This is a genomic window from Rhodococcus pseudokoreensis, from assembly GCF_017068395.1.
GTDB lineage: Bacteria > Actinomycetota > Actinomycetes > Mycobacteriales > Mycobacteriaceae > Rhodococcus_F > Rhodococcus_F pseudokoreensis.
The window spans coordinates 3,736,579-3,760,308 of the sequence record NZ_CP070619.1 but is presented as its reverse complement, the minus strand read 5'-3'; the positions used below and the strand labels follow the sequence as shown (position 1 = coordinate 3,760,308).

Genomic DNA, 23,730 nt, shown 5'->3' with positions numbered 1-23,730 from the left:
CGACGGCGGACTTCATTTACCGGCACCCAGCGGGCTACCGTTGCGCTCATGGGTGCACAGCGCGCGGAAAACAACAGCGCCTCCACGGATCGGGCAGAGGATCTGGAGGGCTTCGGTGTCGCAGTAGTACACGAGGACGGCCGGTGGAAGGTGAAGGCCCTCACGTCGGCTGCTCTGACCAGTCTGAGCGTCGCGGAGGAGGAGCTTCGGGCCCTCCGTAGCGCGGGCGCGTTCTTCGGTCTGCTGGACGTGGACGACGAGTTCTTCATCGTGCTCCGTCCGGCGCCGTCGGGAACGCGACTGCTGCTGTCCGACGCCACCGCCGCCATCGACTACGACATCGCCGCCGACGTCCTCGAGGCGCTCAACGTCGAGGTCCCGGACATCGATCCGGACGACCTCGACGACGTCGAGCCGTGGGAGGAGGGCGACCTGTCGCTGCTCGCCGACCTCGGTCTGCCCGAACCCGTGCTGGCGGTCATCACGTCCGAGACGGATCTGTACCCCGACGAGCAGCTCGGGATGATCGCGCAGCGGCTCGGGTTCACCACGGAGCTGACCGGGGTTCTCGACAAGCTGCCCCGGTAGTCCTGCGCGCTGTGACTCTTCAGGACGACGAGCGGATGATCCGCGCGGCGATCGAGGCGGCCCGGGCCGCCACCGACGCCGACGTGCCCGTGGGTGCGGTGGTGTTCGACGCGGACGGCGTCGAGGTGTCGCGCGCGGTGAACTCGCGGGAGGCGATGTCGGATCCGACGGCGCACGCGGAGATCATCGCGTTGCGCGCCGCGGCGCGGGTGTACGGCGACGGGTGGCGCCTCGAGGGGGCGACGCTCGCGGTGACGCTGGAGCCGTGCACGATGTGCGCGGGCGCGCTCGTGCTGGCCCGGATCTCCCGGGTCGTGTTCGGGGCGTGGGAGCCGAAGACCGGTGCCGTCGGCTCGCTGTGGGATGTGGTCCGCGATCGCCGTCTCACGCACCGCCCGCAGGTCAGGGGTGGTGTTCTCGAGGACGAGTGCGCCGGCATCCTCGAAGACTTCTTCCGTGAGCGGCGCTGACCGGTTTTAAACGCTTTCGTGGGGTACTCGACACATTGTGGCCGGGTCGCCGTGACCCGTGCTTCTCTGGAGGACAGGCGCCGACGAGGCGCCGCCGGACCCGTCACCGGGTTCGAAATCGGATTCACGGAGGTATCTCGTGGGAATCGCAGACAAAGCTTCGAACAAGGCGGAAGACCTCAAGGGTCAGGCGAAGGAAGCCACAGGCAAAGCGACCGGCGACCCGGACCTGCGCGACGAGGGCAAGGCAGACCAGGCTTCCTCGGCGGTGAAAGACGCCGGCGAGAAGGTCAAGGACGCCGCGAAGAACCTGAAGGACAAGCTCACGTAGAGCGGCTTCACCTGGCGATTTCAGGCTCGGGCGCCACATCCGGTAAAGTCACCGGCGGTGGCGTGTCCGAGCGGCCTAAGGAGCACGCCTCGAAAGCGTGTGACGGGTAACCCCCGTCCGAGGGTTCAAATCCCTCCGCCACCGCCAAGGCTCCCCACCTGCACATGCAGGTGGGGAGCTTTTTTGTGTCTCGGTCCCGTGATGCCCGTTCACAGCACATTCGGGGGTCGTTCCGGGTGACACCTCTTGAAGCTGCAACTAGCCTGAGCTCATGAAAAAGCTGTGGTGGTTGGTCGGCGCAGTAGTCGTTGTCGTACTCGCGGTGCTGGTGGGACCGTGGTTCTACGGCCAATTCATCGCAGAGGACGACGCACCGGCGGCGTCGGTGTCGACCGAGGGCGCGGAAGCGGCCACGGGTTCGGTCGACGGGCAGTGGACCGTCACACCCGGGCAGGGCTCCAACGAGACGGCGGCCGGATACACCGTCCACGAGATCCTCAACGGCGCCAGCGTCACCGTGGTCGGGTCGACCGGCGACGTGACCGGCAACGCGACCGTCGAGGGCGAGAAACTCACCGCAGGCGAGGTGACCGTGCAGGTGGCGACGATCGCGACCGATCAGTCCCGGCGCGACGGCCAGTTCCGCGGCAACGTGATGGACACCGCGACGTTCCCGACGGCCACGTTCACGCTCGACTCCCCGGTCGATCTGTCCGGGCTGCCCGCGGACGGTTCCGTGGGAACGGTGTCCGCGCAGGGCACGCTGACGCTGAAGGGGCAGTCGCGTCCGGTGACCGTCGACGTCGACGTGCTGCGTTCCGGCGACGACCTCATCGCGTCGGGCAGCATCCCGGTCACCTGGACGGACTTCGGTGTGACGCCGCCGTCACTGGGTTTCGTGACCGTGGACGGCAACGGCACGGTCGACTTCCTGGTCAGCTTCGCGCGCTCCTGACGGTGTCCAGCCGGGCGGGCCGAACACGTAGCCGAGCTTGTCGCGCCACGACGACGCCCGCCGCCAGTCGCGGCCGATCGCGGCGTATTCGTGGGTCTGCAGCTTCCAGATGTTGTAGGTGCCCACCGGTTTGGTGAGCCCGTAGGTGGGGCGGTGGGTTTCGGGTTGGAACGTGCCGAACATCCGGTCCCAGACGATGAGGATGCCTGCGTAGTTGCGGTCGAGGTATTCGGGATCGCAGCCGTGGTGGACGCGGTGGTGTGACGGTGTGTTGAACACGAACTCGACGGGCCGGGGCAGCTTGTCGATGCGCTCGGTGTGGACGAAGAACTGGTAGACGAGGTTCACGGAGAACCCGATGAACACCATCCACGGCGGAATGCCGATCAGCGGCAAGGGGATCCACATCAGGATCTCGGCGCTGTTGTTCCACTTCTGGCGGAGCGCGGTGGAGAAGTTGAAGTACTCGCTCGAATGGTGCGCCTGGTGGGTGGCCCAGATGAGGCGGATGCGGTGCGACATCCGGTGATACGTGTAGAACAGCACGTCGACGCCGAGGATGAGGATCACCCACGTGTACCAGGCGTCCGCGGGCAGGTGCCACGGCGCGAGGTACACCCAGATCGCGGAGTACCCGATCAGGGCCAGCACCTTCCAGAACGTCGTCGTCAGGATGGACACGGCGCCCATCGACACGCTGGCCCGGGCGTCGCGGCGCTCGTAGCCGCCGCGCACCGGGCGGGACCGTCCGTCGGGATCGACGGCCGCGTCCTCGAGGTGCCGGGCAGCGAACCACTCGAGGGCGAGGAACAGCACGAATGCGGGGATGGCCAGCGTCACCGGCTCGTGCAGAGGCGTCAGCAGTGCCGAATTCCATGCCGACGTCATGGTCTCCCACATGCGGCTTCCTCCATACAAGACGATCGTCCAGTTCAATGTACCTCGGAGTGACGCGCATCACTAAGCGCGAGTTGCCGGTTTTCATACTCGGATGGTAGGAATTCGGTGTGCACATCACCGCAAAGGTGGACTACGCCGTGCGGACGCTGATCGAACTCGCCGCGGCCGGGCCGTCCCCGTCCAAGGCCGAGTTCCTGGCACAGTCGCAGACGATTCCGCACAAGTTCCTCGAGGCCGTGCTCGCCGACCTCCGCCGCGGCGGACTGGTCAACAGTCGGCGCGGACCCGACGGCGGCTACTGGCTGGCGCGGCCCGCGGAGGACATCACGATCGCGGACGTGATCCGGACCGTCGAGGGTCCGCTGGCGTCGGTGCGCGGTGAACGCCCGGAGGACGTCGACTACGGCGGACCGGCCGCGAAACTGCAGGACGTGTGGATCGCGGTGCGGGTGAACCTGCGCGCCGTGCTCGAGAACGTGAGCCTCGCGGACGTGGCGAACGGGCAACTGCCCGGTTTTCTCACCACGTTGACGTCCGACCCGGGCGCCTGGGAGCGTCGCACCCGCCCGGCTACGTCGGTTGACGAGGGCGCAGCGCGCGGCTGATCGTCCGGCCTGCCGCGCGCACCAGCGGGGCCAGCGCGTTGAGCGACGCCCCCTCCGCCGACACCACGAGCGACACGGCCGCGACTGCCGATCCGGGACGGTCGAAGATCGGGGCCGCGACGGAGACGGCGTCCATGGTCACCTGACGATCACTGATCGCGACCTCGGACCGGCGGATCTCGGCGAGCGTCCGCCGCAGCACGACGGGGTCGGTGACGGTCCGTTCGGTGAACTTCTCGATCGGCCCGGCCAGCACCTGCTCCTGCACGTCGGTGGGCATGTACGCGAGCAGGGCCAGCCCGATGCCCGAGGCCGTCAGCGGGAACCTGCCGCCGACGCGGGTCTGGACGGGCACCGCCTTCTGCCCGGCGATGCGTTCGACGAACACGACCTCGGTGCCCTCCGCGATGCCGAGCTGCACATTCTCCCGCGTGATCTGCGACAGGTCTTCCATCACCGGCATCGCCAATTCGCGGAGCATCGTGCCGCGGGGTGCGAGCGACGCGATCTCCCACAGCTTCAGCCCGACGGTGAAGCGACCGCTGCTGTCACGCTCGAGGGCGCCCCATTCGATGAGGTCGCGGGTCAGCCGGTGCACGGTGCTCAGCGGGTACCCGGACTTGCGGGACAGGTCGCTGAGGGTCAGTCGCGGCGACGCCGGGGTGAACAGTTCGAGGAGCCGCAACGAGCGAATGGTCACCGAACCGGTGATCGCCATTGCTCGGTCTCCGTCTCACAGTTCGAGCGTCAGGCGTGGACAGCTCGCACGCGAGACGCAGATCATCATGGTGTCGTTGGCCGCCTGCTCGTCCGCTGTGAGCAGGGAATCCCGGTGATCGACAGTACCGCCGAGCACGGGCGTCTCGCAGGTTCCGCACGTTCCCTCCTCGCAGGACGACAGCACCTGGACGCCTGCGGCGGTGACGGCCTGCAGGATCGACTGTCCGGGCGGCACGGTGACGGTCCTACCGCTCAGCATCAGCTCCACCTCGAACCCCTCGGCCCGGACCGGCTCCTCCAGGTCCTTGGCCGCGAACCGCTCGAGGTGCAGCGCGCCCGACGGCCAGCTGTCGCAGTGACCGGTGACCGCGTCGAGCAGCGGCGCGGGCCCGCAGCAGTAGACGAGGGTGTCCTCCCGGACGTCGCTGAGCAGCCCCGGCAGGTCTATGAGCCCGCGCTCGTCCTGGGGGTGGATCACCACCCGGTCGCCGAACCGCTCGGCGAGCACGTCGGCGAACGCCATCGAACTGCGGCTGCGTCCGCCGTAGACGAGGGTCCAGTCGGCGCCGGCGTTGTCCGCGGCGTGCGCCATCGTGAGGATCGGGGTGATCCCGATGCCGCCGGCGACGAACACGTACCGCGGTGACGGCTCGAGTTCGAAGTGGTTGCGCGGACCCCGGATGGTGACGCGGTCGCCCTCACTCAGCTTGTCGTGCACGAACTGCGAACCGCCCCGGCCCATCGCCTCCCGCAGCACGGCAACGCGCCAGGTGCCGGTGTCGGCCGGGTCGCCGCACAGCGAGTACTGGCGGGTGAGCTCGGGTGTCAGGACCAGGTCGACGTGCGCACCCGGCGTCCACGCAGGCAGGTCGGCGCCGGACGGGTCGCGGAACTCCAGCACGACGACGCCGTCGGCGCCGAGGGTCCGGGTGGTCAGCTCCAGTTCGAGCACGGGTTCGGGTGGGATGGGCATGGCGGTCTCTTCCAGGGTCAGACGGGAACGGGAGCGGATTCCGGCGCGGCGGGCACCGGCGGGGCAACGGGGTGGTGGCCGTCGGGGCAGGCGAGCAACCACTCCCACAGGGCGGCGGGTTCCTCGGCCACGTGGCGGGCGCCGCAGTGGCACTCGCCCTCGAGCAGGTCCGAACCCGGCAGCCACACGATGCGCATCACGCGGGCGCCGCGGAGCATCCTCGTCGGTTCCATCGGTCAGCCCGCCGCGGCGACGGCCTGCGACGCGCCGGCCAGCTTCTTCAGGAGGCGGCGGGCGCCGAGTCCGCCGGCGTCGATGTTGATCGACAACTCCTGGTAGCCGTCCTTCTCGGTGTCGAGTGCCTGCTGCAGGATGTTCAGCGCCACGACGTCCTGCATGACGACGGTGCGGTTGTTCTCGGCCAGGAACGTCGTCACGGCGTCGTCGCCGAGCGCGAAGTCGCGGGCCACGGCCCAGAAGTCGAGGGTGGAGTTCTCGGTCGACGGGGTGATTGCGTAGACGATCTCGCTGTGGAACGCGTGCGGGTCGGAGCCGTCGTCGCCGGGCAGCGGTGCGCCGACCGGGGCGATGCGGCTGTGCAGCAGGTACAGGCACGGCGGCGTGTACTCGATGTCCTGCCAGCGGGTGATGCGTCCCTCGATGCCGGTGGACGTGGAGTAGAACGGCGGGCACTCGGCGTCGTCCATGTGCCGGGACACGTAGATGACGTTGCGATCCTCGTCGATCTCGGTGGTGATCGGGGTTTCCGCCACCTCGGGGGTGCCGATGTAGCCGCCGTGCAGGTACGTCTCGTGGGAGAGGTCCATCAGGTTGTCGACGAGCAGGCCGTAGTTGCAGTCGATCGGTTCCATGCCGGACACGACGGTGTAGTCGGGGGAATCCATCCACGGTGCGCGCGGGATGCGGGTGGGATCACCCTGCTCGGGGTTCTGCGGGTCGGCGATCCACACCCACACGAACGAGTCCTGCTCGACCACCTGGTACGAGCGCAGCCGGGCGGTGCGGGGGACGCGGGCCTGGCCGGGCACGAACACGCAGCCGCCGTCGCTGCCGTAGGTGAATCCGTGATAGCCGCAGACCACGGAGTCGCCGTCGAGCCGGCTCGGCGCCTCGGAGAGCGGGTAGCGGCGGTGCACGCAGCGGTCGCTCATCGCGACGGCCTCGCCGGCCTCGGTGCGCCAGAACAGAATCGGCTCCTCGCAGATGGTGCGCGAGAACAGTTCGCGCCCGACCTCACGGCCGTAGGCTGCGACGTACCACTGGTTGCGGGCGATCGTGGACATGAGTGCCTCCGGAAGATGCTGGGCTGCTGAGTAATTCGTGACGCCGGACTCGAAGAGGCGGCAGCGTCGTCCCCACCACTGTGCGGCACCGGAGGTGATCCACCACACTCGGTTTCCGAATGCCGGAAGGGTGAATTTTCTCAGGGCTTGCGGACGAGATAGGCGAACATCGTCACCGACATGTGGAAGTCGCCGCTGCGGGCGGCGGCAGTCAGCTGGTCCAGCAGGGTTTCGCGCTGCGCGTCGGTGATCGCTCCCTCCGCGACGGCGGCCGCGGTCATCATCTGGACGAGGGGACCGGTCACGTCCGCCGGATCCTGGATCAACGCCTCCGAGCCGACGTCCTCGACGACGAGTCCGGCGGCAGTGAGCTGACCCGGGAGCAGCCGCCCGGAGTGCGGGTTGGCGGTGTGCGCCAGCATCACGTCCATGATCTTCTGCAGAACCAGGGGATCGCCGGGGTGCATGATCGCCGTGCCCCAGTCGCTGTCGACGATCACGCCGCGCCCACCGGGCCGCAGCACGCGGACCACTTCCGCCACCGCGCGGTCCGGTTCGCTCAGGTGCTGGAAGACCCGCTCGCTGCGCACGACGTCGAGACGGTTGTCGGGGAACGGCAGTGAATACGCGTCGCCGATCACGAACTGCGCGGTCGAGCCGTCCGCCTCGGTCCGCTCCCGGGCGAGCAGGGCCATGCCGGGATTGGGATCGAGTCCGATCGCCCGGCCCGACGCGGTGACCGCGGCCGCGAGTGCGCGGGTCTCCGATCCGGTGCCCGAGCCGATGTCCAGGGCGCTCTCACCCGGCTGCACGTGCAGCGCGGCGAACGACCACTCGCGCAGTCGCCGGATTCCCGGGCGCGCGGCCTGCACGTCGAGAACGGACGCGAGTTGGTCCAGGGCGGCGCGGTCGATCTCGTCCGCCCGGAACGACAGCGGTGCCGTCGGATCGGACATGGATCCACCGTAGCGCCGCGGTGACCCCCGACACAGTACTGCGCGGACTGTGGCCAAGAACATCAAAATTGCGCTCTCACGCAAATTTGCAGAGCTCTGCAAGTTCTGTACCCTCGGAGTAGTGATTTCGGAAATCGGACTGCGGGACCGCAAGAAGGCCGCCACCCGCGCAGCCCTCAGCGGCGCCGCCGCGCGCCTGGCCCGCGCGCTGGGCATCGAATGCGTCACCGCCGACGCCATCGCGTCCGAGGCGGGGGTCTCCACCCGGACGTTCCACAACTACTTCTCCAGCAAGGAAGAGGCGGTCCTCGCGCACTTCGAGCAGTCCGTCCACGACTGGGTGAACCTGCTCCGCGCTCGTCCCGAGGACGAGCCGATCTGGGATTCCCTCGAACACGTGGTGGTTCAGATCGTCACCGATCCCGCGAAACCTCTCGAGGAGACCGCGGTGATGATGGAACTCGTCGAGTCCAGCCCCGCGCTGCTCGCGAAGAAACTCGAAGTGCACCTGCGCGTCACCCGGCTCATCGGCGAGGTGATCGCCGAACGCACGGGCACCAACATCGACACCGACCTCTACCCCAACCTGCTGCATATGGCGGTCGGATCGGCGTGCAAGGCGTCGTTCGACCTGTGGATGGGCGGCAAGTCGGGCGCCGACGGGCCCGAAGAACTGGTCCGCGACGCCATGCGTCAACTCCGTCAGGGAATCCCGCAGCCGTAGCCGGCTGCCTCAGAACCACTTTTCGTTCCACCGACTCAGAAGGAGCCTGTCGTGGCCACCTACCTCTATCGGATCGGCAGATTCGCCTACCGGCGAAAAGGCGCGGTCCTCAGCGTCTGGTTGGTGATCCTGGTCCTCATGGGCGTCGGGGCGGCAACGCTGTCCGGGCCCACCAAGGACTCGTTCTCCATCCCGGGCACCCCCGCCCAGCAGGCGCAGGACCTGATGGCCGAGCGCTTCCCCGAGGCCGCAGGCAGCGATCCCATGAACGCCGTCAGCGCGCGGTACGTGTTCGCCGCACCCGAGGGGCAGACGCTCGAGAGCGAGCAGAGTCAGCAGGCGATGGACGCGGTGCTCGCCAAGGTGCGCGGCATCGAACAGGTCCAGGACGCCGCCAAGGTCGATCCGGCCACCGCCTCGGGCGCCGACGCCGCGCAGGCGCTGGTCAACCCCGTCACCGCGAACGATCAACTCGTCGAGATGGCGAAGTCGACCGCGGCCGACAAGGGAATCAGCGAAGCGGACGCCGTCGCGAATGCGCAGGCGCTGTCCCCGCTCAACGCGGACAAGACCGTCGGCTACGTCACGGTGCCGTTCAAGGGCAGCATGGGCGACGTCGATCAGGCGCTGCGTGACCAGATCGACTCCGCCGCCGACCCAGGCCGCAACGCCGGCCTGACCGTCGAGATCAGTGGTTCCGCCGCCAACGAAGCCGAGCCGCCGGGAGGCGCCACCGAACTCGTCGGCATCGGCGTGGCCGCGGTCGTGCTCGCGCTGACGTTCGGTTCGCTGGTCGCCGCGGGTCTGCCGCTGATCACCGCGATCATCGGCATCATGATCGGCAGCCTCGGCATCACCGTCGCCACCGGATTCACCGACCTCAGCTCGATGACGCCCACGCTGGCCATCATGATCGGCCTCGCCGTCGCCATCGACTACTCGCTGTTCATCGTGTCCCGGTTCCGCCACGAACTCACGCTCACGGACGACCGCTCCGAAGCCGCCGGACGTGCCGTCGGCACCGCCGGTTCCGCCGTGGTGTTCGCCGGTCTCACCGTCATCATCGCGCTGATCGCGCTGCGCGTCGTCGGGATCCCGTTCCTCTCCGACATGGGTGCCGCGGCCGCGTTCACGGTGTTCATCGCCGTCTCGATCGCGCTGACCCTGCTGCCCGCGATCCTCGGGCTGTTCGGGAAGAAGGCGTTCGCAGGCAAGATCCCGTTCCTCAGCAGCCGCGACCTCGAGGACGACGAGGGCAAGCCGAGCCTCGCCCTGCGCTTCATCAGCGCCGTGGTCCGCAGGCCCGCGATCCCGCTCGTCGCCGGCGTCGTGGTGCTCGGTGCGCTCGCCATCCCCGCGACCGGCCTGAGCCTGGCCCTGCCCAGCGAGGGCACCGGCGACCCCGCCACCAGCTCACGGCAGGCCTACGACCTCGTCAGCGAGGGTTTCGGCCCCGGCAAGAACGGCCCGCTGCTCGTCGTCGTCGACGCCAAGGACGTCACCACCGGCACGCCGTCGGAGGCGTTCGGTGAGGTCGTGAAGACCATCAGGGCGCAGGACGACGTGTCCAACGCGCAGGTCGTCGGTGTGAACAGGGCCGGCGACACCGCGCAGATCCTGGTCACGCCGAGCAGTGCCCCCAGCGATCCCGCCACGATGGACCTGGTGAACAACATCCGCGGCGCGGAGGCCGATCTGCACGACTCGATCGGCGTCAACTACGGCGTCACCGGGCAAACCGCGCTCGAAGGCGACGTGTCCGAGACGCTGCAGGACGCGCTGATCCCGTACCTCGCGGTGGTCGTGGGCCTGGCCTTCCTCCTGCTGTTGCTGGTGTTCCGTTCGCTGCTCGTGCCGCTGACCGCCACCGTCGGCTTCCTCCTCAGCGTCGCGGCCACGTTCGGTGCCACCGTCGCGGTGTTCCAGGAAGGCTGGGGCGGCATCATCTCCAACCCGCAGCCGATCGTCAGCTTCATGCCGATCTTCCTGATCGGTGTCGTGTTCGGACTCGCGATGGACTACCAGGTGTTCCTGGTGACCCGGATGCGGGAGGAATACGTGCACGGCGCGACCGCGAAGCAGGCCGTCACCGTCGGCTTCAACCACGGTGCCCGGGTGGTCAGCGCCGCCGCGGTCATCATGATCTCGGTGTTCGCGGCCTTCATCGCCGAGCCGAACTCGTTCATCAAGTCGATCGGCTTCGCCCTCGCGGCCGCCGTGTTCTTCGACGCCTTCATCGTGCGCATGGTGATCATCCCGTCGGTGATGGCACTGCTCGGCGACAAGGCGTGGTGGCTGCCGAAGTGGCTGGACAAGATCCTGCCCAACGTCGACATCGAAGGCGAGAAGCTGAAGAAGGTGCTGCACGACGCGGACGAATCGTTGCAGCCCGTCCGCTAGGCGCTCCGCGCCCGTGAGTGGTTGAGGAGTCTCTGGACTCGTCAACCACTCACAAGGCCGCAGGCCCCCGAAAATCCGCGGGCCTGCGGTCGTTTCTGTTGGTAACCTTCGGACATAATGATGACCCGCCAGGATCGCTGCTGCCCATGTTGAATGCCCTGCTCACCACGTACCTCCGCCCGTACAAGCGGGAGCTCACGGCGGTCGTCCTGTTCCAGCTGGTCGCGACCGCGGCCGCGCTCTACCTTCCCAGCCTGAACGCCGACCTCATCGACAACGGCGTCACCAAGGGCGACACGGCGTACATCCTGTCCACGGGCGTCATGATGCTGCTCGTCACCGTCGTGCAGATCATCTGCTCGATCGGTTCGGTGTTCTTCGGTGCCCGCGCCGCAATGGGTTTCGGACGCGACGTGCGCCGCGCCGTCATGCATCAGGTCGGGAGTTTCTCGTCCCGGGAGTTCGGCCGTTTCGGCGCGCCGTCGCTGATCACCCGCAACACGAACGACGTGCAGCAGGTGCAGATGCTCGTCGTGATGAGCTGCACGATCCTCGTGATGGCGCCGATCATGTGCGTCGGCGGCGTCGTGATGTCGATCCGGGAGGACGCCGGCCTGGCCTGGATCCTGGCGGTCACGGTGCCGGTGCTCGCGCTGTCCATGGGTTTCGTGATCTCGCGGATGGTGCCCGCGTTCCGGGAGATGCAGACCCGCATCGACGGGGTGAACCGGGTGCTGCGTGAGCAGATCACCGGCATCCGCGTGGTGCGGGCGTTCGTCCGCGAGCGCTCCGAGATGAAACGGTTCGGCGACGCCAATGAGCAACTCACCCAGACCGCCCTGCGCGTCGGCAGGCTGACGGCGGTGATGTTCCCGCTCGTGATGGTGATCGCGAACGTCACCAGCGTCGCCGTCATCTGGTTCGGCGGTCACGAGATCAACAGCGGCACCATGCAGGTCGGCTCGCTGACCGCGATGCTCAGCTACATCATGCAGATCCTGATGTCGGTGATGATGGCGTCGTTCATCGCGATGATGGCCCCCCGCGCGACTGTCTGCGCCGAACGCATCGGCGAGGTGCTCGCCACGGATTCCACCGTCGTGCCGCCCGTCGATCCGGTCACCGTGCTGCAGCACCCCGGGGTGGTGGAACTGCGCGACGCCCAGTTCAAGTTCCCCGGCGCCGACGAACCCGTCTTGCGCGACATCAGTTTCCGCGCCGAACCCGGCAAGACCACCGCGATCATCGGCGGCACCGGCTCCGGTAAGACAACGCTGCTGTCGCTGATCCCGCGGCTCATCGACGCCACGTCGGGTGCGGTCACCGTCTCCGACACGGACGTGCGCCGCATCGACCTGGACGTCCTGCGTGCCGGCATCGGACTCGTCCCGCAGCGGCCGTACCTGTTCTCGGGCACCGTCGCCACCAACCTCCGGTACGGCAAACCCGACGCCACCGACGAGGAACTGTGGCGGGCGCTGGAGATCGCACAGGCCGCCGATTTCGTGCGCGCCATGCCCGAGGGCCTCGACACCCCGGTCGCGCAGGGCGGCACCACCGTCTCCGGCGGTCAGCGGCAGCGGCTCGCCATCGCGCGGGCGCTGGTGCGTCGTCCGTCGATCTACCTGTTCGACGACTCGTTCTCCGCCCTCGACCTCACCACCGACGCCCGGCTGCGTGCGGCACTCAAACCCGAGACCTCGGACGCGTGCGTCATCGTCGTCGCCCAGCGCGTCTCGACGATCGTGGAGGCCGAGCAGATCGTGGTCCTCGAGGACGGCGCGGTCGTCGGCATCGGAACCCACGACGAACTGCTCGCGACGTGTCCGTGTTACGTCGAAATCGTCGAATCCCAACGATCGGTCCAGGAAGCACTATGAGCGATCGCGCAACCACCACCACCGAAAGGCCCGTCGGCCCGCGTATTCCGGGACCGGTCGCTCCGGGAGCACCGGGATCCAAGCCGCACGATCTGTGGCCGTCCACCAAGCGGCTGCTGCGGCGGCTGCGTCCCCACCGCATCGCCGTCGGCATCGTTTTCCTCGTCGCCGCCGTGTCGGTGGTGCTCACGTCGATCGCGCCGCGCATGCTCGGTCAGGGCACGAACCTGATCTTCGACGGCATCATCGGCGCGCAGTTGCCGGCCGGAATGTCGAAGGATCAGGCCGTCGCCGCGCTGCGGGCCGACGGTCAGAACACGTTCGCCGACATGGTGTCCGGCATGGCCGTCGTCCCCGGAGTCGGTATCGACTTCACCGCCCTCGGCCGGGTGCTGGCGATTGTGCTGGCCCTGTACCTGGGGTCGTCGGTGTTCATGTGGCTGTCGGGTTTCCTGCTGAACATCATCGTGCAGGGCGTCGTGAAGAACCTGCGCGCCGAGGTCGAACGGAAGATCCACCGGCTTCCGCTGCGGTACTTCGACTCCCACTCCCGCGGCGACCTGCTCAGCCGGGTCACCAACGATATCGACAACGTCTCGCAGTCGTTACAGCAGACGATGAGTCAGCTGATCGTGTCGGCGATGACGGTGATCGGCATCCTCGTGATGATGATCGTCATCTCGCCGCTGCTCGCGCTGATCGCCGTGCTGACGGTGCCGCTGTCGATCCTGGTGACGGCGCAGATCGCGAAACGGTCCAAGACCCACTTCGTGTCGCAGTGGAAGTCGACGGGAGAGCTCAACTCGCACGTGGAGGAGGCGTACACGGGCCACGAACTGGTCACCGTGTTCGGCCGCGGCCGCGAGGTGGAGGCACGGTTCGAGGAGCAGAACGAGGCGCTCTACCAGGCCAGCTACCGGGCCCAGTTCATCTCGGGCCTGATCATGCCCGCGATCATGTTCCTCGGAAACCTCAACTTCGTGGCCATCGCCGTACTCGGCGGCATGCGGGTGGCGTCCGGCACCATGAGCCTCGGCGACGTGCAGGCCTTCATCCAGTACTCGCGCCAGTTCACCCAGCCCCTCACCCAGATCGGGGCCATGGTCAACCTCATGCAGTCCGGTGTGGCGTCCGCCGAGCGGGTGTTCGCGATCCTCGACGAGGACGAGGAAGACCCGGACCCGGCCGACGCACCCAATCCGGCCGAAGTCGCGGGCCGGGTCGAGTTCTCGGACGTCTCGTTCGGCTACTCACCCGACAAGCCGCTGATCGAGAACCTGTCGCTGGTCGCCGAACCCGGGCAGATGGTCGCCATCGTCGGACCCACCGGCGCAGGCAAGACCACCCTCGTCAACCTCATCCTGCGGTTCTACGAACTCGACGGGGGCAGCATCCTCCTCGACGGCGTCGACATCGCCGCAATGACGCGCGACGACCTGCGGTCCCGCATCGGCATGGTGCTGCAGGACGCGTGGCTGTTCGGCGGCACCATCCGCGACAACATCGCGTACGGACGTCCCGACGCCACCGAGGAAGAAATTCAGGCGGCCGCACGGATCAGCTACGTGGACCGGTTCGTCCACTCGCTGCCCGACGGCTACGACACCGTTATCGACGAAGAAGGCAGCAACATCAGCGCCGGTGAGAAGCAGTTGATCACCATCGCCCGCGCGTTCATCTCGCAACCGTCGATCCTGATCCTCGACGAGGCAACCAGTTCCGTCGACACCCGCACCGAACTGCTCGTCCAGCACGCGACGGCAGTCCTGCGCAGCGATCGCACGAGTTTCGTGATCGCACACCGGCTGTCGACCATCCGCGACGCCGACCTCATCGTCGTCATGGAGGACGGTCGCATCGTCGAGCAGGGCAGCCACGAGGACCTGCTCCTCACCCGCGGCGCGTACTACCGCCTGTACAACAGCCAGTTCGTCAGTGCGTAGCCACCCGTGAGTACTTGTTAACCGCGGGACGTTAACAAGTACTCACAGGCACGCAGTGCTTCCCCCTGCCTCGAAGGTGGCGGTGTCGCAGTAGGCGGAGCGCGGGTAGTACGGACCCATCGTGGTGGCGGGGTCGGTGTGATTGTTCTGCGACGCCTGCACCGACTGTGGGTAGAAGGCGTCGGACGGCAGCATGTACCGCAGGAAGAGCACCTTCTTCGCGACGTCGGTGGAGCCCCAGGGGATGACGGTGACGGTCGGGTCGGATGCGGCGCGGGCGGGTACGTCCTGCGGTGCGGCGACGACGTACGTGTAGTTGCCGTCGCTGTCGGTGCGGGTCTGGAAGTCGGCTGCGCACGCGACGACCGGGTACGGCGTCAGCTGATCGTTCTGGCACATCGACCAGTACCGCACCTGGCTGCCGGGCGTCGTGACGGGTTGTCCCGCACGGGTGTCGGGGAACGTGGGCGCCCGGCCTTGCACGACGACGATGCGTCCCGGCTGATACGTCAGTCCGGCTCCGACGTATTTGTTGTCGCCGTTCGGGAACAGGCCGGACGTGCTCGCGGGGTTCACGAACGTCGCCTCGGGCACGTTGCCGGGGAACGCGCCGGACGCGGCGCCGGCGATGACCTGATCGAACGCGGCCTCCGCGACCTGTCCGAGCGGGCCGTTGTCGTAGGCGGAGGGGTCGAATTCGGATCCGCACGTCGGCACCTGCGACGTTCGGCCCGCGGACGTCAGCGTCACGTCGGGCAGTGGGACGCCGCCCGACGGTGATGCCGGGTCGTCGGGCACGTACACCCGGATGATGAGGAAGCCGACGGGCACCGACTGCGCGCCGGCCCCGGTGGGGAGGGCCTGAATCTGGTTGCGCGAGTGATCGGCCGGACCGGTCACGACCGTGGCGTGCCAGCGCTTCTGCGCGGGAGGCAGGGATCCGGCTGCGGCGTCGGCGAACGGGTTGCCACTGCCGGGGTCGGGCCCGATCTGGTTGTCGCGCAACGTGTCGACGGTGTCGAAGTTGGTGCCGTACGTGTTGAGCGAGAAGTAGCGGGCGGCCGGGTAGGTGCCGCTCAGTTCGATGGTGTCGCCGGACGCCAACGCGTAGGGCAGAACCCAGTACGTCGCGTTGGCGTCGGGGAACGCGACATTGAGCACCGTCGAGTTGGACATGAACTGCCACGCACACTGCGCCGTCGGCGGCGGGGCCGCGGAGGCGAGGGACGCCCCGCCGCACCACAGCAGCAGAACCAGCACGGCAGCAACGATTTTCCCGGCCATGGCGGTCAGAACACCTCCCCGAACGCGGTCAACTTGGCGATGCCCTCGCGGTCGATCTCGCCGGGTGTGTACCGGTTGATCACCTGGATGTAGGTGAGGTACCGGGCCATCGCGTCGGCGCTCTGCTGAGCGAACGCCGGGGGCAGCGGCGCGGCGAGCTGAGTCGGCAGATATTGGGTCATCAGCTGGGCGGCCATCGCGGGACCGCGCGGGTCGTGATCGAAGGTGTTGTCGAGTTCCGCCCGACCGCGGTCGGTGGCGTAGTCGTAGAACTCGTACTGGAACGACGCGGGATCGACATAGGCGGTGGGTCCCAGCCACTTCGAGTACACCGCGACCTTCGCCTCCGGAGTGCGCAGAACGTAGATGTGGGTGGGGGAGTTGTTCCAGTTGATCCCCTGCGGTGCATGCTCGTTGGTGGCGAGCACCACGTGGTCGCGACCCGCGGCGGCGTTGCTCCGCAGCAGCGGCATCAGGTCGGCGCGTTCGGCGTACGTGGCGAACAGGTCCCCGGACATCCAGTTCCGGTCGCCGTGGCCGAGCGTCGCGAGCAGCGGCACCACGTCGACACTCGACGTGAGCTGCCCGCGTGGGGTGTCGGTGTCGCCGGTGAACCGCCCGGTGGGGTCGGCGACGATCAGCGGGATGTGGAACGCCTCGTCGTAGGCGGTGGACAGTTTGCCGGCGACGAAGCCGTGCGCCCCCGCGTATTCGCCGTGATCGGACGTCATGACGAAGACGGTGTTCGCCGCGACGTCTTCCGGCAGCGAGTCGATCACCGTGCCGATGTGGTGATCGACCATCGACAGCACATTGGTGTAACTGTCCAGTGCCCGTTCCCAATACGTGTACGGCGCGAACGCGATGTGCCGGTCGGGATCGGTGCCCTGACCGTACGGCTGCAGGTAGTAGTTCGACAGGTTCTGGACGTCGTCGGTGACGCCGCCCCACACCAGCGCCTGGAACTCCCGCGCGAACACCTGGGTGCTCGGTTTCGACTGCAGTGCCTTCTCGGGTTCCCAGTTGGGCGGCACGGACGGGTAGCCCAGCCGCGGCGGGTCGCTCTCACCGGTGGTCACCGACCACGACCGGGCGGGGCTGAGCGGGGGAACGTTGTTCGCGTACAGCGACTGGTAGCGTTTCGCTTCCGTTCCGGCCCAGAAGAACTGCTGGTCGTGCGGGTTGACGAAGCTCGCCGTCAGGCAGAACGGGCCGTCGGAGGGTTTGCGCGTCGACAACCACGCCGCGGCCTGGTCGGCGATGTGCCCGTCGAATTCGAAGCCCTCACCGTTCAATCCGATGATGTCGGGCATCGTCAGTCCGTCGAACCCGTACTCCTCGAGGTAGCCGGGGGCGAGCCCCGAATCCTCGTCGGGGGACGGCGACAGATGCCACTTCCCGACGTACGGGGTGACGTACCCCGCCTGCCGCAGCAGTTTGCCGTACGTCGGGAACTCCCGTCCCATCGCCGGGGACGGGACGGGCGACGCCCGATTACCGGTCCGGGTCTGCAGCATCCAGTTCTGCAGCGGGTACAGCCCGGTGACGAAACACGCACGGCCGGGGCTGCACGCCACCCCGGCCGTGTAGTGCTGCGTGAACTTCACCCCAGGCGCCCACAACTTGTAGAGGTTGGGCATGAACCGCTGCAGAAACTGATCGGGAGTGGTGATCCCGGCCGGAAAGACCTGGGGAAACCGCATCTCGTCGACGACGATGAACACGATGTTGGGCTGCACGTAATTGCCGCGCTGACGGCTCAGCGGCTTCTGCGACGCGTCCGCCCGACGGTCGAACAGACCCGACATCACGGTCACCCCGCCCGCGACCGCGGCACCCGAGAGAAACGTTCGCCTGTCGATCCGATGGCCGGTCTTCTCGTCGCTCATGGCGGTTCCTCCGGTCGAGGGGATGGGATCGTCTCACTCTCTGTACCCACTTTCGAACGAAGTAGTGATGTGTCGCCCGAAATGTCGCGCGTGATTGGATACACCCGTGAATGCCGTAGTCCCGACCCCGCCCGATCCGTTCTTCACCGTCGGCACCCGACTCGACGGACAGCTCGGCCGAACCGGAACTATTCACACCCCGCACGGCGACATCGCGACGCCGTCGTTCGTGGCAGTCGGCACCAAGGCCACCGTCAAGGCGGTGCTGCCGGAGAGCATGAAGGAACTCGGCGCGCAGTCGGTGCTCGCCAACGCCTACCACCTGTACCTGCAGCCGGGCCCGGACATCGTGGACGAGGCCGGCGGGCTGGGCAAGTTCATGAACTGGGACGGCCCGACGTTCACCGACAGCGGCGGATTCCAGGTGATGTCGCTGGGCGTCGGATTCAAGAAGGTCCTCGCGATGGAAGCGGTCGGGGTGCGCTCCGACGATGTGATCGCCAAGGGCAAGGAACGCCTCGCGACCGTCGACGACGACGGCGTCACGTTCAAATCGCACCTCGACGGCTCGCGGCACCGGTTCACCCCCGAGGTGTCGATGCAGATCCAGCATCAGCTGGGCGCCGACATCATGTTCGCGTTCGACGAGCTCACGACGCTGCTGAACACCCGCGGCTACCAGGAGCAGTCGGTGGAGCGGACGCAGGCGTGGGCGGTTCGCTGCATCGCGGAGCACGAGAAGCTCACCGTCGAACGCTCACACCGCCCGTACCAGGCGCTGTTCGGGGTGGTCCAGGGCGCGCAGTACGAGGACCTGCGGCGGCAGGCGTGCCGGGGGCTCGAGTCGATCACGGGGGAGAGCGGCCGCGGTTTCGACGGGTACGGCATCGGCGGGGCGCTCGAGAAGCAGAACCTGGGCACCATCGTCCGCTGGTGCAACGAGGAGCTGCCCGAGCACAAGCCGCGACACATGCTCGGCATCAGCGAGCCGGACGACTTCTTCGTGGCCATCGAAAACGGCGCCGACACGTTCGATTGCGTGAACCCGTCGCGGGTGGCGCGCAACGCCGCGATCTACCACCCGGACGGCCGGTTCAACATCAACACCAGCCGCTTCCGGCGTGATTTCACCCCGATCGACGAGAACTGCGACTGCTACACGTGCGCGAACTACACCCGCGCCTATATCCACCACCTGTTCAAGGCGAAGGAAATGCTGGCGTCCACGTTGTGCACGATTCACAACGAGCGCTTCACGGTGCGGTTGGTCGATCAGATCCGCGCCGGCATCGAGGGCGGCTACTTCGAGGAGTTCAAGGCCGAGACGCTGGGCCGCTTCTACCGCACGTGAGTGGGAAAGCGTCCTCGGGGACGCTTTCCCACTCACCTGGGGGTCAGAGCTGGTAGGTGGGTTCGCGCTTCTTCACGTACGCGATGACGCGGTACGTGATCGGCATGACCAGCACCTCCACCAGCGTCTTCCACAGGAAGCCGACGATCACGTAGTTGACGAAATCGCTCCACGTGCTGATACCGATCGCGCCGGCGGCGATGGAGCAGAAGATCAGGGTGTCGGCGAACTCACCGACGATGGTGGAGCCGATGAGCCGCGCCCACAGATGCTTCTCCTTGGTCCGCTCCTTGATCAGGACCAGCGTCACCGAGTTCAGCATCTGCCCGACGAAGTACCCGGCCAGCCCGGCGAGCAGCAGCCGCGGGTAGACGCCGACGACGGACCGCAGCGCTTCCTGGTTCTCGTAGAAGTCGGCGGACGGCAGTTCGATGAGCAGCCAGAAGCAGAACGCGGCGAGGATCAGGGCGCCGAAGCCCAGGTAGATCGCGCGACGCGTCGACTTGAATCCGTACACCTCGCTGAGCACGTCGCCGAGGATGTAGGCCAGCGGGAACAGGAAGAAGCCGCCGTCGGTGATGACCGGCAGGATCTGCAGCGGGCCGACGGTGAGCGACGAGTCGGCGAAGAATGCGACGCCTTTCGTCGCGCAGATATTCGAGATCAGCAGCGTCGCGGTGAAGAGGGCGACGAACGTGGGGTAGTACCCCCGGCTGACGTGCGCGAACGTCGCGTGGTCGTCTGGCTTGGTCTGCTGATCTGAGGCTGTCACGCCGCAATCCAAGCACTTGCACGTGGAGAGGCGCGAATCAGGAACGGGTGAACGTACCTTTTGTCCGATCTGAGGCGTTGAAAGGTACGTTCACCCGCGGGATGGGTTGTGCGCGGGACGGGTCGTGCGCGGGCCTACCCCTGGACGACGCGCGTGCCACCGGCCAGTTCGTCGTGCTTGCCCTGCTTGGTGGGGCTGCCGTTGATCGTCACGGCGATGATGATCGCCGCGACGAAACCCAGCAGTCCGAACAGGAACCCGAGGAACGGGAACCCGCCGAGCGCGGCGACGACGTAGAAGCCGTTCCTGGTCAGCGACTGCTGGTGGGTGGGCAGTCCGCCGTTCGGGCCCTCGACTCGCAGACCCAGAACCTGCTTGCCGACGGTCTGGCCACGCGTCGTCTCGAGGAACACGAAGTAGCCCACTGCGGCGGCCGCGGTGAGGATCGCGCCCAGGACACTGCCCAGGAAGGTGCCCAGCACCAGCGAGATGACGATGGTGACCACGCCCGTCGGGATGCCGACGATCAGGCCGTCGATCACCCGCGCGCCCAGTCGGGGAAGGAGTTCGCCCGGCCGGGACGGGTTGAACCCGAAGTCGGGCTGCGCGAACGGCTGGGTGCCGAACTGTGCAGAGTCGAACTGCTGCGCCGAATCGAACTGCGGCGCCGAATCGAACTGCGGCGGTGCGCCGAACTGCTGCCCGTACTGCTGCTGCCCGTACTGCTGCCCCGCCCCGTTGTAGTGCGGTTGCCCGCCGAACTGCTGCTGTCCCTGGTTGGGATCGAATCCGCCAGTAGTCATGTGTTCCCCCTCGAATCGTCTCGGATGACGCCTGAGCACCTTACGCAAGGGGTGGGAGTGACTCGAGTGACGGGAGTAGCAAAACGGGTGAGCGTGCTTCCGGCCCGAGGGGCGGGAGCACGCTCACCCGTGGGGAGCGAACGGTCAGGCCGCGACGTAACGGCCGGTGAGCACGCGGTACGCGTAGGTCGACGCGATGATCGTGATCGGGATCGAGACGAGAAGTCCGACGCCGCAGAGGATTGCACCGACGATGTTGATGCCGACGAGGGCCAGGGCCAGCAGCAGCACCGGTCCGACGTTCTGCGAGATCGTGCGGAAACTCGACTTGATGCCGGTGATCGCGTCCTCGTTCTGATCGATGACGAACTGCAGCGTCCACCAGGTCAGGAAGATCACGATGAGACCCGGGATGATGAGCAGGACGAAACCGATGGTGGTGGCGACACCGATGATGACGCTGGCGATGATGATCGCCCCGACGTTGGTGAACTGGAAGAACGATCCGAACGCCGGCTTGTTGCCGTCGACCTCGTGCAGTGCGCCGCGCACGAGCGCCGCGTTGATCAGGTAGCCGACGATGGTGGTGACGATCGTGCCGATGATGCGCCACACCGAGAACGCCGCACTCATGTCGGACGACGTGCTGAAGCCGCCGAAGATGAGGTTCAGCACCACCTGGATGACGGCGGCGATCAGCAGGATGCCGATCCAGATGAGCGCGTTGTCCTTGAACTTGTTCCAGCCGTAGCCGATCGCGTCACCCACGGAGAACTGTCCCGGCGTCTGCCCGGGGGCGCCGTAATCCGACATCGGCGGGGGCGGCGGATATCCGCCGGGCGGCGGTCCCTGCGGAGGGGGCGGGTAATTTCCCTGCGGCGGCGGGTAATTACCGCCGGGCGGGGGTCCTTGCGGCGGCGGTGGGTAATTACCGGGGGGCGGCGGGTAGTTTCCACCGGGCGGAGGGGGATAGTTTCCGCCGGGAGGCGGTGGCGGATATCCGCCGGGCGGCGGTCCCTGCGGCGGCGGCGGGTAATTCCCCGGGGGTGGCGGATATCCGCCGGGCGGCGGTGGAGGATTGCCCCGCGGAGGGTATCCGCCCTGGTCACCACCTTCGGGTTTGTCGTTAGGGTCGTATCCACCAGTCGTCATGTGATCCCCTCAGCAAGAGTTGAATGCTCGCGCGTGACAGTGCGAATAAACACTACGTGGACAATCCTTTACCCGCCTCCCTTTGGTCTGCTTCTTCTCCTGCGGTTTTGATGCTTTACGCTGGTTATCGTGACTAATTCTGGGGGATCGGACGATTCGAATCCGTACAACGGGCAGACACCACCGACTTACGGCGAGGTTCCGCCGTTGCCGCGCGACGGATACGGGGTCGACGAATCCGGTTATCCCACGTATTCGGCGCCCACCGAGAAGTACCCCGACTATCAGCAGCCGGGCGCGTACGGGACTTCCCCGAATCCGTATGCCGCGCCGAATCAGTACGGCGGCGACCAGTACGGGGCTCCCGGCCAGCAGCAGTACGGGACGCCCAACCCGTATGCCGCCCCGAATCAGTACGGCCCCCCGAACCAGTACGGCGGCGCCCCCAACCAGCACGGCGGCGCACCCAATCAGTACGGGGCGGCGGGCCAATACGGTGGCCCCGCCCCGCAGTACGGCGCCCCGAACCCGTACGGCGCGACCTACCCGCAGTCGCGCGGGACGAACGGTCTCGCGATCGCGTCGCTGATCACGTCGATCGTCGGCGGTTGCTTCTACGGTGTCGGCTCGATCGTCGGCATCATCCTCGGCATCGTGGCGCTGGGCCAGATCAAGCAGTCCGGTCAGGAAGGCCGCGGGCTCGCGATCGCCGGGATCGCCATCGGCGGCGCCTACGTCGTCGGATGGATCCTGTTCTTCGTGATCATGCTGATCGCGGCGGCGTCGGGGGCCTGACGACCCACGGTTCGCGGTGCAGGCGGGCCGGGTCGAACCGGGCGAGGAGGGTCGCGAGATCCACGACCTCGCCCGGTTCCGCGAGTCCGAGTGACGCTGCCAGCACCCCGAGGACGTCGCTCGGTGTGCGTCCCAACGCTTTCTGGTCGGTGAGGGTGACGGCGCCGTCGCGTTTCGCCAGCCGTTTGCCGTCCTCGTTGAGTGCGAGCGCCACGTGTGCGTAGGTGGGGGCGGTGAGCCCGAGCAGTCCCGCGAGGTATGCCTGGCGGGGCGCGGACGAAAGCAGGTCGTCGCCGCGCACCACCTGGTCGATCCCCTGGGCGGCGTCGTCGACGACCACCGCCAGGTTGTAGGCGGGTGTTCCGTCGCCGCGGCGCAGCACGAGGTCGTCCACTATTCCTGAGTAGCTTCCGTGCAGCACGTCGTCGATGGTGAACGACGTGACGGCGGCGCGCAGACGCAGGGCCGGTGGTCGCCCGCCGGCGAGACGGTCGGCGCGCTCGTCCGGTGTCAGGTTGCGGCAGGTCCCCGGGTAGGCGCCCTGGGGTGCGTGCGGGGCCGACGCCGCCTTCAGGATTTCTCTTCTCGTGCAGAAGCACTCGTACGTGAGTCCGGCGGCGTGGAGTTCGGCGATGGCGGCGTCGTACCGCGACAGCCGGTGCGACTGCGACACGACGTCACCGTCCCAGTCGAGACCGAGTTCCGCGAGGTCGGCGAGTTGCCGGTCCCGGGCGCCGTCCCGGACGCGGTCGAGGTCCTCGACGCGCAGGAGGAAGCGACGGCCGGTGGACCGGGCGAACAGCCACGCCAGCACGGCCGTCCGCAGGTTGCCGAGGTGCAGGTCGCCGGACGGGCTGGGCGCGAATCGTCCCGCACCCTCTGCGTGACGGGGCAGTGGTTCACTCTGACCGGACGGATGTGACATCGGGACGAGG

23 protein-coding genes and 1 tRNA gene are annotated in these 23,730 nt (G+C 67.4%); 12 read left to right on the top strand and 12 right to left on the bottom strand.

All coding sequences use genetic code 11. The annotated features are described in order from the left end of the window. Positions 1-48 precede the first annotated feature (48 nt). The 5 genes from JWS13_RS22270 (at position 49) to JWS13_RS22250 (ending at position 2,344) form a co-directional block, all read left to right on the top strand. Positions 49-588, top strand: coding sequence for a tRNA adenosine deaminase-associated protein (locus JWS13_RS22270; protein WP_087561549.1), 540 nt, complete (start codon positions 49-51; stop codon positions 586-588). An 11-nt stretch (positions 589-599) separates the two neighbouring features. Beyond that, positions 600-1,058: a nucleoside deaminase gene (locus JWS13_RS22265; RefSeq protein WP_005561213.1), complete on the top strand. Its 459-nt coding sequence runs from the start codon at positions 600-602 to the stop codon at positions 1,056-1,058. Between the two features lie 139 nt (positions 1,059-1,197). Then, a complete protein-coding gene (locus JWS13_RS22260; protein WP_009477222.1) occupies positions 1,198-1,389 on the top strand; it encodes a CsbD family protein in 192 nt (63 codons plus the stop codon). 56 nt (positions 1,390-1,445) lie between these two features. Further along, a tRNA-Ser gene (locus JWS13_RS22255) sits at positions 1,446-1,536 on the top strand. 124 nt (positions 1,537-1,660) lie between these two features. Beyond that, positions 1,661-2,344 (top strand): YceI family protein, encoded by a 684-nt coding sequence (locus JWS13_RS22250; protein WP_087561547.1) that lies wholly within the window; start codon positions 1,661-1,663, stop codon positions 2,342-2,344. Here the strand turns inward: JWS13_RS22250 and JWS13_RS22245 are convergent. Beyond that, positions 2,276-3,244 carry a sterol desaturase family protein gene (locus JWS13_RS22245; protein ID WP_206007505.1) on the bottom strand — a complete coding sequence of 323 codons (969 nt, stop codon included), beginning with the start codon at positions 3,242-3,244 and terminating at the stop codon, positions 2,276-2,278. The two genes, JWS13_RS22250 and JWS13_RS22245, sit on opposite strands and share 69 nt — an antisense overlap. Before the next feature lie 107 nt (positions 3,245-3,351). On the opposite strand from JWS13_RS22245, the gene JWS13_RS22240 reads away from it, so the two are divergent. After that, complete coding sequence (locus JWS13_RS22240) at positions 3,352-3,849, top strand: RrF2 family transcriptional regulator (protein WP_124394269.1); 498 nt, start codon at positions 3,352-3,354, stop codon at positions 3,847-3,849. Here the strand turns inward: JWS13_RS22240 and JWS13_RS22235 are convergent. From JWS13_RS22235 to JWS13_RS22215, 5 genes are all read right to left on the bottom strand, one after another. Then, positions 3,815-4,567 carry an IclR family transcriptional regulator gene (locus JWS13_RS22235; RefSeq protein WP_206007504.1) on the bottom strand — a complete coding sequence of 251 codons (753 nt, stop codon included), beginning with the start codon at positions 4,565-4,567 and terminating at the stop codon, positions 3,815-3,817. The two genes, JWS13_RS22240 and JWS13_RS22235, sit on opposite strands and share 35 nt — an antisense overlap. Positions 4,568-4,582: 15 nt before the next feature. After that, complete coding sequence (locus JWS13_RS22230) at positions 4,583-5,542, bottom strand: PDR/VanB family oxidoreductase (RefSeq protein WP_206007503.1); 960 nt, start codon at positions 5,540-5,542, stop codon at positions 4,583-4,585. A 17-nt stretch (positions 5,543-5,559) separates the two neighbouring features. After that, on the bottom strand, positions 5,560-5,775 hold the full coding sequence (locus tag JWS13_RS22225) for a hypothetical protein (RefSeq protein WP_206007502.1): 216 nt from the start codon (positions 5,773-5,775) through the stop codon (positions 5,560-5,562). Between the two features lie 3 nt (positions 5,776-5,778). Further along, positions 5,779-6,846 (bottom strand): aromatic ring-hydroxylating oxygenase subunit alpha, encoded by a 1,068-nt coding sequence (locus JWS13_RS22220; protein ID WP_206007501.1) that lies wholly within the window; start codon positions 6,844-6,846, stop codon positions 5,779-5,781. Positions 6,847-6,986: 140 nt separating this feature from the next. Then, positions 6,987-7,802 (bottom strand): class I SAM-dependent methyltransferase, encoded by an 816-nt coding sequence (locus JWS13_RS22215; RefSeq protein WP_206007500.1) that lies wholly within the window; start codon positions 7,800-7,802, stop codon positions 6,987-6,989. A 121-nt stretch (positions 7,803-7,923) separates the two neighbouring features. On the opposite strand from JWS13_RS22215, the gene JWS13_RS22210 reads away from it, so the two are divergent. The 4 genes from JWS13_RS22210 to JWS13_RS22195 all read left to right on the top strand — a co-directional run bounded on the left by JWS13_RS22210 (position 7,924) and on the right by JWS13_RS22195 (position 14,749). Further along, on the top strand, positions 7,924-8,526 hold the full coding sequence (locus JWS13_RS22210; RefSeq protein ID WP_206007499.1) for a TetR/AcrR family transcriptional regulator: 603 nt from the start codon (positions 7,924-7,926) through the stop codon (positions 8,524-8,526). Positions 8,527-8,577: 51 nt separating this feature from the next. Next, a complete protein-coding gene (locus tag JWS13_RS22205) occupies positions 8,578-10,926 on the top strand; it encodes an MMPL family transporter (RefSeq protein WP_206007498.1) in 2,349 nt (782 codons plus the stop codon). A 146-nt stretch (positions 10,927-11,072) separates the two neighbouring features. Then, positions 11,073-12,806, top strand: a complete 1,734-nt coding sequence (locus JWS13_RS22200; RefSeq protein ID WP_206007497.1) for an ABC transporter ATP-binding protein — start codon at positions 11,073-11,075, stop codon at positions 12,804-12,806. Further along, entirely contained in the window at positions 12,803-14,749 is a 1,947-nt protein-coding gene (locus JWS13_RS22195; RefSeq protein ID WP_206007496.1) for an ABC transporter ATP-binding protein, read from the top strand. The genes JWS13_RS22200 and JWS13_RS22195 overlap by 4 nt, the downstream gene beginning before the upstream one ends. A gap of 42 nt (positions 14,750-14,791) precedes the next feature. On the opposite strand, the gene JWS13_RS22190 is transcribed toward JWS13_RS22195, so the two are convergent. Then, entirely contained in the window at positions 14,792-16,033 is a 1,242-nt protein-coding gene (locus JWS13_RS22190) for a hypothetical protein (protein ID WP_206007495.1), read from the bottom strand. 5 nt (positions 16,034-16,038) lie between these two features. Continuing rightward, positions 16,039-17,922 carry a sulfatase-like hydrolase/transferase gene (locus JWS13_RS22185; protein ID WP_206007494.1) on the bottom strand — a complete coding sequence of 628 codons (1,884 nt, stop codon included), beginning with the start codon at positions 17,920-17,922 and terminating at the stop codon, positions 16,039-16,041. Positions 17,923-18,028: 106 nt separating this feature from the next. Here JWS13_RS22185 and tgt point away from each other — a divergent pair, with 106 nt between their 5' ends. After that, entirely contained in the window at positions 18,029-19,273 is a 1,245-nt protein-coding gene (tgt, locus tag JWS13_RS22180; protein WP_206007493.1) for a tRNA guanosine(34) transglycosylase Tgt, read from the top strand. Positions 19,274-19,316: 43 nt separating this feature from the next. On the opposite strand, the gene JWS13_RS22175 is transcribed toward tgt, so the two are convergent. From JWS13_RS22175 to JWS13_RS22165, 3 genes are all read right to left on the bottom strand, one after another. Beyond that, complete coding sequence (locus JWS13_RS22175; protein WP_206007492.1) at positions 19,317-20,045, bottom strand: queuosine precursor transporter; 729 nt, start codon at positions 20,043-20,045, stop codon at positions 19,317-19,319. Positions 20,046-20,179: 134 nt separating this feature from the next. After that, the gene (locus JWS13_RS22170; RefSeq protein WP_206007491.1) at positions 20,180-20,848 is read right to left on the bottom strand and encodes an RDD family protein; all 669 of its coding nucleotides are present in this window, start codon (positions 20,846-20,848) and stop codon (positions 20,180-20,182) included. A 144-nt stretch (positions 20,849-20,992) separates the two neighbouring features. Continuing rightward, entirely contained in the window at positions 20,993-22,000 is a 1,008-nt protein-coding gene (locus tag JWS13_RS22165) for a DUF2189 domain-containing protein (protein ID WP_241032264.1), read from the bottom strand. Positions 22,001-22,207: 207 nt separating this feature from the next. Between JWS13_RS22165 and JWS13_RS22160 the strand changes: the two genes are divergently transcribed. Next, positions 22,208-22,795 (top strand): DUF4190 domain-containing protein, encoded by a 588-nt coding sequence (locus JWS13_RS22160; RefSeq protein ID WP_206011686.1) that lies wholly within the window; start codon positions 22,208-22,210, stop codon positions 22,793-22,795. Here JWS13_RS22160 and gluQRS read toward each other — a convergent pair. Beyond that, positions 22,764-23,720, bottom strand: coding sequence for a tRNA glutamyl-Q(34) synthetase GluQRS (gene gluQRS / locus JWS13_RS22155; RefSeq protein WP_206007489.1), 957 nt, complete (start codon positions 23,718-23,720; stop codon positions 22,764-22,766). The two genes, JWS13_RS22160 and gluQRS, sit on opposite strands and share 32 nt — an antisense overlap. Positions 23,721-23,730: the final 10 nt, after the last annotated feature.